Here is a 9793-nt window from a genome sequence, read left to right on the forward strand (position 1 = left end):
TGCCGCGACCGAGGATCTGCTGCCGATTGTGGCTGGCAACAGCGAGAGCGGCGACAAAGCCGATGTCGCGGTCGTCGATGACAATAGCCTGGAAAGAGAAGCCCTGGAGGGCGGAGGGCTGGAAGGTGCGGCCACCGATCCCGCGATGCCCCAGGTGCTCTTGTCTCAACGAGGCAGGCGGCAGCGGCCCGCCGATACCGTGTTTGCCGTGCTGCCGGCGGCAGCGGACGATCTGCTGATCGCTGCTGCCGCGCGGCTGGCGGCGGCTGGCTACCGGATTTCGGGCGAGGGCCGCCCCTTGTCCGATCGGCATGACGATTTCGCTTTCCATGACGACGACCTCTCCGACGAGGAGCCGGTCGACGACAGGACCGAGCGGCCGGCGCTTTCGCCGCGCGAGAGCGAAGTGCTGGCGCTGTTGGCCGAGGGCGCGCCCAACAAGGTGATCGCGCGGCGCTTGAACATTTCCGTGCACACGGCGAAGTTCCACGTCGCGGCGATCCTGATCAAGCTAGGTGCGGCCAACCGCACCGACGCAATCGCCATCGCCATGCGGCAAGGCCTAGTGCTGGTCTAACCTCCGAGCCTACGCAGCGTAATCAACATCCGGCGTGTTGGGCCTTGCGCGGCACGCGACCGCCGCGCAAGGATCACGCTTGTAATGTTGCAAGGGAGGCGCAAGACATGTCGCTCAAGGGAAAGACGCTGTTCATCTCCGGCGGGTCGCGCGGTATCGGGCTGGCGATCGCGCTGCGCGCTGCGAGCGACGGCGCCAATGTGACGATCGCGGCCAAGACCGCCGAGCCGCACCCGAAGCTGCCGGGTACGATCTACACGGCGGCTGAGGAGATCGAGCAGGCAGGCGGCAAGGCGCTGCCGATGTTGTGCGACATACGCGAGGAGGGGCAGGTGGCCGAGGCGGTCGCCCGGACCGTCGAAAAGTTCGGCGGCATCGACATCTGCATCAACAATGCCAGCGCGATCCAACTCACCGGCACGCTGGAAACCGATATGAAGCGCTACGATCTGATGCACCAGATCAACACCCGCGGCACGTTCCTGGTTTCCAAAATGTGCATTCCGCACCTGAAGTTGGCTGACAATCCTCACATCTTGAATCTGGCGCCGCCGCTCGACATGAAGGCCAAATGGTTCAAGAACCATGTCGCCTATACGATGGCCAAATTCGGCATGTCGATGTGCACGCTGGGCATGAGCGCGGAGTTCGCCAGGGACGGCATCGCCGTCAATTCGCTGTGGCCGATCTCGACGATCGATACGGCAGCGGTGCGCAATCTTCTGGGCGGGGCGACAGTAGCGGCGATGAGCCGTTCGTCCGATATCATGGCGGATGCCGCGCATGCGATCCTGCTCAGGCCGTCGCGCGAAGCGACCGGCAATTTCTACATCGACGAGGAGGTGCTGCGCGCCGAGGGCGTCAGCGATTTTTCGATCTATGCGCCTGATGCAACAGGCCCGCTTGCCGGCGATTTCTTCGTGCCCGACGAGGTGTTTGCGAATTCGGAAACCAACATCAAAAGTATCTACTGACGGCACCAGACGCCGTTCTCACTCCTCAGCCTTGCTGGCTTTGAGGCGACCGTGCAGAATTGTCTAGGCATCCGCTTCAGTTCAACACCGAAGCCGGAAACAAAAACCCCGCCGGCGAGGGGGTACCGGCGGGGCTCATGTGTCCCGCTGGAGTCGGGACAGGGCAGGGAAGCCCTGGTCAGAATCTGGGGTGGACGACCTCGCGATTCAATGCCTGGCTAAATCGCGACGTACATTCTCCTTCAACCTCGGCTCATCGCCGGAAATTGCCCATCCCGGTGAAACCGGGGTGGGCTACGTCTTCCCGCATAGATTCCAGAAACCGGGTCAGGTTTCTGGAATTGCGAGTTAATTCGCACTTGCTACCGGCGCCACCAGCGAGGTGATGCGGCGGATGGCGACGCGACGGTTCTCGCGCTCAGGCTCCGACGTGTCGACCTTGAGGTACTCCTCGCCATAGCCCTGTGTCGTCAGGTTCTCCGGCGGGATGTTGAAGGCATTGGTCAGGGCTTCGGCGACCGCTTCCGCGCGACGGTCGGACAGGGCGAGGTTCGCCTCCGGCCTGCCGACGGCATCGGTATGGCCTTCGATCAGGAAGGTTTCCGCCGGGTTCTTCTCAAGCAGCTTTTCCATGGCGCTGGCGACGCCTTCAAGTTTCTGCACCTCGGTCTCGGGGATCGAGGCTGAACCGAATTCGAAGTTCAGCGTGTCGAGGTCGATGCGGCGGGCGATGTCGCGCACACGGGCAGAGCGCTTGACCTCGTCGATCGAGTAGAGGCGCTGCACCCTCTCCACCGGCGGCTGTTCGAGGAAGGCATAGTAGTCGTCCGGATCCTCGACCTCTTCGGAATCCAGAATGTACTCCTCGCGCGGAATGTCGATCCGAATCGGCGGCAGGTCGTCACCCGGATCGCGCCAGTCGCCATCGTCCTCATAGTACCGCTCGTCGACATAGCTCAGCACGTATTCGCGCCCGTCGGGCGCGATGCGTGAACGCCGGATGACGTCGCCGTAGCGGTTGCGGATGGTGACGATCTGGATTCCGTTGTCACGCTCGACGATTTCCCGGGTGCGATCGCCCGACAGTTCCTCATAGTAGACGTTCCGAGCGCCACGGCGCATGCGCGGGGTATCGTCGCTTTCCACGATCGTCTGGTTGTTGAACTGGAGGATAACGCGGTCGCCGAGTTCCCTGACGACGTCGACCCCTTGCGGACGCGGACGGCGGCGAATGTCCTCGACGTCGGGCACACGCTCGACGCGTTTGCCCTTTTCCTCCGTCACCGGAACCATTCTCTCAAGCTTGATCGCCTGCTGGGCCGTCCTGTCGTCGGTGGGCGGCGGTCCCTGGTCGACCGGAGCCGGCTTCGGGGCTTCCGCCTGCTCGCCGTTCTGCTGGGTGGGCTGACCACCCGCGTCCTGGCCGCCCGTCTCTTGCGCGTTGTCCCTGCCGCCCTTGCGCTTGCGCTTGGCATCCTTCTGGCTGTCGAACACGGGAGCCGCGTTTGGATCGGACGCTTCGCCCTGGACCGGAGCTTCGCCTTGGGCCGGCGCAGCCTGCTCGCCATCGGCGGGCTGCTCATCGGGTGAGGGCTGCTCACCCGTTACAGGCTTCTTGCCACGTTCCTTAGCCTGATCCCGGGGCTTTTCGCCCTCAGCCGGAGCCGCTTCCCGGTCGGTTGGAAGCGGCTCGGCCTGCTCGCCGGCGGGCGTGTCCTGTGCGGCTGGCGCAGCCTCGATCTGCTGATCCTGGCCCCGCTTCTTGCGCGGCTTGACCTGCTCGTCGTCATTTGCAGGTGCGACCTTCTCGCCTTGCGCCGCCTGTCCGGCAGGCTCTTCGGCAGGTGCCGTTTCGATCTGCTGTTGGTCGCGCTTCTTCCTGCGCGGTTGTTGCTCTTCGGCCGGGGCGGCCTGTTCGGCCGGGGCTGCTTCGATCTGCTGTTGGTCGCGCTTTTTTCTGCGCGGTTGTTGCTCTTCGGCCGGGGCGGCCTGTTCGGCCGGGGCTGCTTCGATCTGTTGTTGGTCGCGCTTCTTCCTGCGCGGTTGTTGCTCTTCGGCCGGGGCTGCCTGTTCGGCCGGGGCTGCTTCGATCTGCTGCTGGTCGCGCTTCTTCCTGCGCGGTTTTTGCTCTTCGGCCGGGGCCGCCTGTTCGGCAGGGGCTGATTCGGTCTGCTGTTGCTGCTCGCGCTTCTTCCTGCGTTGATTGCCCTGCTCGTCGCCGGAAGGCGCGGCCTGCTCCGTGGGAGCCGATTCAGCCTGCCGCTCGCGCTTCTTGCGCGGCTTCTGCTCCGGTTCCGCCTGCTGTGCGCAGCCTTCCGCCGACTCGCCTTCGGGGCAGTTAGACTGCGCCAGGATCAGTGGGGCCGTCATGCCTTGCAAAGAATCGAACGCGGCGCTGCCCTGCAACGGGAATGCGCCCAACGGCGCGGACGCCATCAGCAGACCAAGTGCCGTGCCTGCCAGAATCCGTGGTTGGCGTTTCATTAAAAATCCTCCTTTTGGCGTCCCATCCCGGCCCAAACTGTTCATCAACCGGATTGGTTCCGGTTAGCAGGCATTAACGGCCACGAACGGCGATTGGCCGGCGTTTTGAAGGCGACTTCGTGTCATTCCTATGGTGCCGGCCTATGGTGCCGGCCGGCTTTGCGTCTGTCGCGGTGCTTGACCTTGACGCCAGCGGGGGCCACATCCCGTCAATGGAAACGCCGTTCTGGAAAACCAAGACGCTCGAAGCGATGACCCCGGCCGAGTGGGAATCGCTTTGCGACGGCTGCGGCAAATGCTGCCTGTCGAAACTCGAGGACGAAGACACCGGCGAGATCTACTGGACGAGCGTCGGCTGCCGGCTGTTCAACGCCGAAACGTGCCGCTGTTCGGACTATGCCAACCGGCTGGCGCGCGTCCCGGACTGCGTCGGGCTGACGCCGCAGAATGTGCGCACTATCAGCTGGCTGCCCAAGACCTGCGCCTACCGGCTGGTCGCCGAGGGCCACGATCTCTACTGGTGGCACAGGCTGGTGTCGGGGAGTGCCGAGACCGTGCATGAGGCCGGCATCTCGATGCGCGGCCGGGTCAGCGCCAGCGAGACCGATCTTGCCGAGCCGGACGACTATTTCGAGCACATGCTGGACGACGAGCCTTAGGGGAGCCTCGAGCCAGGGCCCGGAACCGGCTGCGCGACAGGGGCGTTTCTATCCAGATTGTTCAAAACCGGCTAGATTGTTCAGAACCGGCCAGTGGTTCAGAACCGGAAGTGGAGAAACTGCGAAATTACCTCTTGTTGCCACATGAACCCAATATGAACGGCTGGTTCGTAAAAAGTTCAGATACGCAGGCGCATTCTCTTCCCTATCGGTTCGACCAAGACACATTGGTTCGAGCAAGACACACCGGTTCGATAAAGAAGGGCGGAAGCCCTGAACAAGGAGAGAAGACAATGTTCAACACGATCAAGACGGTCGCCCTTTCGGCGCTTATCGGCCTCGGCACGCTTGCCGCTATCCCCGCCACTGCCCAGGCAGACAGCATCTATCTCGGATTCGGCAATAACGACGACCCGCGCGTCGGCGTCTATACCGGCGACGACGATTATTTTTATCGCGAACGCCGCCGCGAACGCGACTGGCGCCGGTCCTGCTCGCCGAACCGTGCCCTCAATAAGGCCGAGCGCATGGGTCTGCGCCGCGCCCGTATTGTCGACGTCAGCCGCCGCACAGTGAAAGTAGCGGGCCGCCAGTATGGCGACCGCGTGCTGGTCGTGTTCGCCAATGAGCGCGGCTGCCCGGTCCTCTACCGGTAAACCTCGGCACGTTGCCTGCCGGCAACGGTCTGCTTGGTAGTATGATCTTCTGCGAAGGTCAGCTTGGGACATGACCTTCTGCGAAGGTCAGTCCGGAGACAAGACCTTCTGCGTCGGTCTTGAGTAGCGGAGCCCCTTTCCGCCAGGACGGAAGGGTGCGGCTCGAAAAAACCCCGGAGGACCGTTCTCCGGGGTTTTTTGATGCAGCAAAGGCCAAACCGTTCACGGGGCGGCGGTCACTTCAACTCGAAAGTGACGTTGACCTGCACCGTGTAGGAATTCTCGCCTGCCTGCACCGGAACCGATTCGCGGGCGGCGTCGAAGGCCTTGGCGTTCATCGGTATCGGCGGCGGCGCGACATTCTGGTCGGTGATTTCCAGCACCCGCCCGATGCTAACGCCGGCGGCTTCAGCCAGCGTCTTTGCCTTGGCCATGGCGTCGGCGACCGCCTTCTTGCGGGCTTCGGTGAGGGTTGCAGCCGGATCCTCGTTGGAAAACGAGATGCCGCCGCCCTGGTTGACGCCGAGCGATACCGCCTTGTCGAGAATCTCGCCTGTTTTGTCGATGTCGCGGATGCGCACCGAAAGCGTGTTGGTCACCTGGTAGGCGATGAGTTCGGCTTCCTGGCTGCCGTCCGGCTTGTTGGTGTAGTTGTAGCGCGGGCTGATCTGGATGCCGGCTGTCTGCAGGTCGCGCTCCTTGATGCCAGCCGACTTCATAGCGGCGATCACGGAGGCCATGGCGTCGTTGTTGCCATCGAGCGCGGCACGCGCGGTCTTGGCCTCGCGCATGACGCTGAGCGTCAGCAGCGCCAGATCGGGGGCCGCGGTCGCTTCGCCTTCGCCGGTAACGACGATGCGGGGCGGGGGCGGCGAATCGGCCGCGCCGGCCATCGCCGGAAACGCGATTGCGGCGGCGACCGCCAAGGGCAAAAGATGTCTGGTCATAAAAATCTCCTCGGTCTGCGATCCAGTCGCGCTTGTCGACTACCGCATCGGCCCAAAAATCGGAATCGATTTCGGCAAGCACGATGCGTAGATTCAAAGCGTTAGAGCGTACTTTGCGCGTCTAAGTGGACGCATGTCGCTCTAATGTCTGAATATGGGCTGATTTGGACGATCTCGGCCAGCCAGTTCGGAAAGCCTTGTGCGGTTCGGGGAAAAACATTAATCCAGCCGCGTGTGGGGCCTGTAGCTCAATGGTTAGAGCCGGCGGCTCATAACCGCTTGGTTGGGGGTTCGAGTCCCTCCGGGCCCACCATAACCATTGTTTTTATTCACAAAAAGTGCCCTCGGCCCAAAACGTTTTGGGCCCATTATGGGCCCAAAGCAGGACCGTGGTCCCGGTTTGTTCCGACTCGATTTGATTATCTGACGATGCGGAGGTTTGCCCGCCGCTTCATGGCGTCGCGTTTGGCCTCGCGCTCGTTGATGGCACGAGCAATATCAACCGCGATCCGCTTCTTATTGGCCTCACGCACATACTCATCTGTTACCGTCATGGAGGAATGACCCATCGCCTCCATGATGGCGCGCGCCTGGATGTTGCATTCAGCGAGGTAGGTGCCGAAGGTGCGGCGCAGGCCATGAAGCGTGTAGCCGCTTGGAATTCCCGCCTGCCGCGTCCAGTGCTGCATCATGCCGGTCAGGCTCTTTTCCGAGAATGACCTGCCATAGGCGTTCTTTAAGACCGTGCCGCCTCTCGAGCGATCGAGCAGGTCCAAGGCCGTTGCTAGTTTGTCTACGACTGGAATGAACATCTCCCGCCCGCCATGGCGGTTGCGGTTCTTCTTCTGGCGGAAATCAAAGGCCTCGATTAGCACCAGCGAGCCGTCGAACAGTTCGATCTCTTCGGTTAAAAGATCGTCCCACTCAAGAGCAGCGATATCGCCGCGCCGATTTCCAAGCCAGAACCCCAGTGCATAGCAGGTGCGCGCGGCTGTACCGATGGGGTGTCGCTCCTCGAACTTTTCGCGCATCGCAATTGGCCAAGCTGGGTTCTTGGTCGATTTGGGCACCCGCACGCGGATAGATAGCGACGGATCATCCTGCGGCTTGATCCATTTTTCGACATCGGTCGCGACCCATAGAAGCTTCTTGATGGCGACCAACGTGTGTTTGGCGACTGTGCGGTTCGTCCTGAAGATGCCTTCAATGATGGCGCGAAGCCGATCCGCGTCGAGATGTTCAACAGGAGTATTGCGCCAGGTGAGTGGGTAGTTGGGATCGACCGGCAGGTTGAGAAAACGCTCAATCAGTCGCGCATTCTTCTGCTGCGTGGCTTCATCAAAGCCCAACCACTCCATTGTCGTTTCAAGCCGGCGCGCGGCATGACCAAAGGTTTTTGGCAGTGCCCGACCGGGCAAATCGACGATAACTGCCTTCTTGCCTTGACCCTGCGTGGCCTTCTCGTAAGCCGCCTCGAACTCGGGATCGCCGGGCTTACCGGGAAGGCGGATTTCAGGCATGCCCTTTGCGCGGTAGCGATAGATTAGCTTGCCGTTCTTGAGGCGCGAAGATACCCCAGGGTAACGGGCATCCTTAAATGGCCGAGCCATCAAATGCTCCTTTCAGTCCGGGGGACCCTTTCAGACTCGCCCGTAGCGAAAGGGTTTTGCTTTTGATGGCAACGCGCAGGAGCACCGGGTAACGAAACCCTCTTCCTTGCTCTATGCCTTCAAAGGTGCGCCTCGGTATTCCCAGTACCTTGGCCGCGGCTTCGGCAGTAAACCCTTCCTTTGCCCGCCATGCTTTCACGTCTTGCGCAAGTTTCTCATTCTCGTTCACATCATGCCTTCCGCACGGGCTATCATCGTACTACGCCTGCAGCGTATACGCAACGAGCGTAGTTGCTATCTTTTTTCCACGCCCCGTTTGCTTCGTTCCAACAGCTCTTGAAGGCCGCTGTCTTTGTCCGGCAACGAGGTGAAAGCGATATCCAAGGCTACACGATCCCAGACAGCGCGGCTATTGATGCGCTTGGGCTTTGGCATACGCCCATCGGCAACCATCTCGTCAAAAAGCGTCGATCCGACACCGATGTAACGAGCTGCTTCCTCACGAGATAGCCCTCGTGGGGGATACGAGATTGCGTCACTCTTCATGGACGCTGCCTCGGTCCTGATACTCCGGGCGGGTTGGTGTCGAAGCACAAAGCCGCATCCTAGTTGCCATTTCGCTGCGAGCAGATCGTGTTGGGCTAAAATAAGAAGAGCCTCGTTAAGCGGAAGCGGCCTGACTAGCTCGTGCGGCGTAAACTGGTAGCAACGTGTGGACTGTGGATCACGGGAGGAGAGCGTTTCTAAGCGGACTCGTGGGGCAAGTCGGTGGACGGCTACATTGCATTGTGCACGACCGGGGCTAACCACCTGCGACATCCCGCTGGCCCTCTTGCGCACCCTCCCTCAGTGTCGAAATCGGAGCCGTTATCCCGAGGACCGTCGAAAAACCGCCGTCGCAGAGTTGCCACTCTTTGGTGCTGAAACCGATATTTCTAATCATATCGGTTTTAACTCATCGCTCAAACTTTAGATGGAGCAAGGCAATTTCGGCTCGTCGATCGAAGTCGACGAGGGCGCCGCACAACGATTGGCAGCTTTGCGCCAGGAGTGGCGATCAGCGAGCCACTACTCAGACGTCCCGTTTGGGCCGACAGTAGGCGGTCGGGTCTTGGCGAATGAAGATACGAAAGCAGCCGGTCACCGACGTGCTTCGCATGGCGTCCGGCTTCTCTGTTAGGATGTGTTTGAAAGACGATCGCTGCATGGTCCAAGTTTCGCCCTCGACACCAGCTCTCGATCTGGACATTAAGAAAAGTCCGCAGTGTTCGGAAGAATTCCGAACTCTACGGCCGCATCGTCAACGACATTGCGCCTGATCTGATGAGAGACAGGTACACTTTCAAGGACTTGTCGGATTTCGAATACAGGGCTCGCGACGAATCGATCGGGCGGGCGTACATGGGGCACATCTATTGGACGGAGATGCTGTACCGGGCGCATATGGCTTCGGTCGCATCGGTGTTCCGTACGTCCAGGTGGATCAAGGTGGCGGTCCGCGAACATGAGGCGGGAAGTCTATATGGCTGCGCGTCGGCGTGTAGAAGCCTGATCGAATCCGCAGGCGATATAAACCACAGCCTGGGACCAGTGGCCCGGACGCTCGCCTACAACAAGGATGCGATACGAGCCGAGATTTCGGGTCAGGCTGGGGAGCCCATGCTGTCCGCTAAGGAGTTGGAAGACACGCTGATACACTTCACGCATGCCCGGAAGGTGCTGAAGACCGAAAAGACACCGGCAGTCGCAAGGCGATGCAGACCTTCCAGTACGTCGACCACGTGGATGGAATGAAGATTCCCGGCATAAAGCCGTTCCTACGCGAAACTTTGCGAGATCGGTCACCCGGCTGCCGACTCCGTGTCGGTGACCTTCGTTGCCAATGC

10 protein-coding genes and 1 tRNA gene are annotated in these 9793 nt (G+C 61.1%); 6 read left to right on the forward strand and 5 right to left on the reverse strand.

Going from position 1 to position 9793, the window contains the following annotated elements:
- Together EOA86_RS09590 and EOA86_RS09595 are read left to right on the forward strand one after the other, a co-directional pair.
- On the forward strand, window positions 1–577 hold a 577-nt coding region (locus EOA86_RS09590), incomplete at its 5' end, for a helix-turn-helix transcriptional regulator (protein ID WP_206629990.1).
- A gap of 107 nt (window positions 578–684) precedes the next feature.
- Window positions 685–1551 carry an NAD(P)-dependent oxidoreductase gene (locus EOA86_RS09595; RefSeq protein WP_128341373.1) on the forward strand — a complete coding sequence of 289 codons (867 nt, stop codon included), beginning with the start codon at window positions 685–687 and terminating at the stop codon, window positions 1549–1551.
- A 348-nt stretch (window positions 1552–1899) separates the two neighbouring features.
- Here EOA86_RS09595 and EOA86_RS09600 read toward each other — a convergent pair whose 3' ends face one another.
- Window positions 1900–4035, reverse strand: coding sequence for an OmpA family protein (locus EOA86_RS09600; RefSeq protein ID WP_128341374.1), 2136 nt, complete (start codon window positions 4033–4035; stop codon window positions 1900–1902).
- Between the two features lie 212 nt (window positions 4036–4247).
- Here EOA86_RS09600 and EOA86_RS09605 point away from each other — a divergent pair, with 212 nt between their 5' ends.
- Together EOA86_RS09605 and EOA86_RS09610 are read left to right on the forward strand one after the other, a co-directional pair.
- Window positions 4248–4694, forward strand: coding sequence for a YcgN family cysteine cluster protein (locus EOA86_RS09605; protein WP_127210840.1), 447 nt, complete (start codon window positions 4248–4250; stop codon window positions 4692–4694).
- A gap of 293 nt (window positions 4695–4987) precedes the next feature.
- Window positions 4988–5350: a hypothetical protein gene (locus tag EOA86_RS09610; RefSeq protein ID WP_127210837.1), complete on the forward strand. Its 363-nt coding sequence runs from the start codon at window positions 4988–4990 to the stop codon at window positions 5348–5350.
- 236 nt (window positions 5351–5586) lie between these two features.
- Here EOA86_RS09610 and EOA86_RS09615 read toward each other — a convergent pair whose 3' ends face one another.
- The gene (locus EOA86_RS09615; protein ID WP_065009271.1) at window positions 5587–6297 is read right to left on the reverse strand and encodes an SIMPL domain-containing protein; all 711 of its coding nucleotides are present in this window, start codon (window positions 6295–6297) and stop codon (window positions 5587–5589) included.
- A 237-nt stretch (window positions 6298–6534) separates the two neighbouring features.
- On the opposite strand from EOA86_RS09615, the gene EOA86_RS09620 reads away from it, so the two are divergent.
- Window positions 6535–6610, forward strand: a tRNA-Ile gene (locus EOA86_RS09620).
- Window positions 6611–6716: 106 nt separating this feature from the next.
- Here the strand turns inward: EOA86_RS09620 and EOA86_RS09625 are convergent.
- The 3 genes from EOA86_RS09625 to EOA86_RS09635 form a co-directional block, all read right to left on the reverse strand.
- Window positions 6717–7907 (reverse strand): site-specific integrase, encoded by a 1191-nt coding sequence (locus tag EOA86_RS09625; protein ID WP_091595079.1) that lies wholly within the window; start codon window positions 7905–7907, stop codon window positions 6717–6719.
- A complete protein-coding gene (locus EOA86_RS09630) occupies window positions 7891–8136 on the reverse strand; it encodes a helix-turn-helix domain-containing protein (protein WP_236387255.1) in 246 nt (81 codons plus the stop codon). The genes EOA86_RS09625 and EOA86_RS09630 overlap by 17 nt, the downstream gene beginning before the upstream one ends.
- Before the next feature lie 65 nt (window positions 8137–8201).
- Complete coding sequence (locus EOA86_RS09635; protein WP_091595315.1) at window positions 8202–8453, reverse strand: hypothetical protein; 252 nt, start codon at window positions 8451–8453, stop codon at window positions 8202–8204.
- Window positions 8454–9308: 855 nt separating this feature from the next.
- On the opposite strand from EOA86_RS09635, the gene EOA86_RS09640 reads away from it, so the two are divergent.
- The gene (locus EOA86_RS09640) at window positions 9309–9701 is read left to right on the forward strand and encodes a hypothetical protein (RefSeq protein WP_126034263.1); all 393 of its coding nucleotides are present in this window, start codon (window positions 9309–9311) and stop codon (window positions 9699–9701) included.
- Window positions 9702–9793 lie beyond the last annotated feature (92 nt).

It is taken from the genome of Mesorhizobium sp. M5C.F.Ca.IN.020.32.2.1, assembly GCF_004023105.1.
GTDB lineage: Bacteria > Pseudomonadota > Alphaproteobacteria > Rhizobiales > Rhizobiaceae > Mesorhizobium > Mesorhizobium wenxiniae.

Bases quoted from the DNA above. Each gene is read 5' to 3' on its own strand.
- EOA86_RS09595 (WP_128341373.1), top strand. From the start codon at position 685: ATGTCGCTCAAGGGAAAGACGCTGTTCATCTCCGGCGGGTCGCGCGGT.
- EOA86_RS09600 (WP_128341374.1), bottom strand. From the start codon at position 4,035: ATGAAACGCCAACCACGGATTCTGGCAGGCACGGCACTTGGTCTGCTG.
- EOA86_RS09605 (WP_127210840.1), top strand. From the start codon at position 4,248: ATGGAAACGCCGTTCTGGAAAACCAAGACGCTCGAAGCGATGACCCCG.
- EOA86_RS09610 (WP_127210837.1), top strand. From the start codon at position 4,988: ATGTTCAACACGATCAAGACGGTCGCCCTTTCGGCGCTTATCGGCCTC.
- EOA86_RS09615 (WP_065009271.1), bottom strand. From the start codon at position 6,297: ATGACCAGACATCTTTTGCCCTTGGCGGTCGCCGCCGCAATCGCGTTT.
- EOA86_RS09625 (WP_091595079.1), bottom strand. From the start codon at position 7,907: ATGGCTCGGCCATTTAAGGATGCCCGTTACCCTGGGGTATCTTCGCGC.
- EOA86_RS09635 (WP_091595315.1), bottom strand. From the start codon at position 8,453: ATGAAGAGTGACGCAATCTCGTATCCCCCACGAGGGCTATCTCGTGAG.
- EOA86_RS09640 (WP_126034263.1), top strand. From the start codon at position 9,309: ATGGGGCACATCTATTGGACGGAGATGCTGTACCGGGCGCATATGGCT.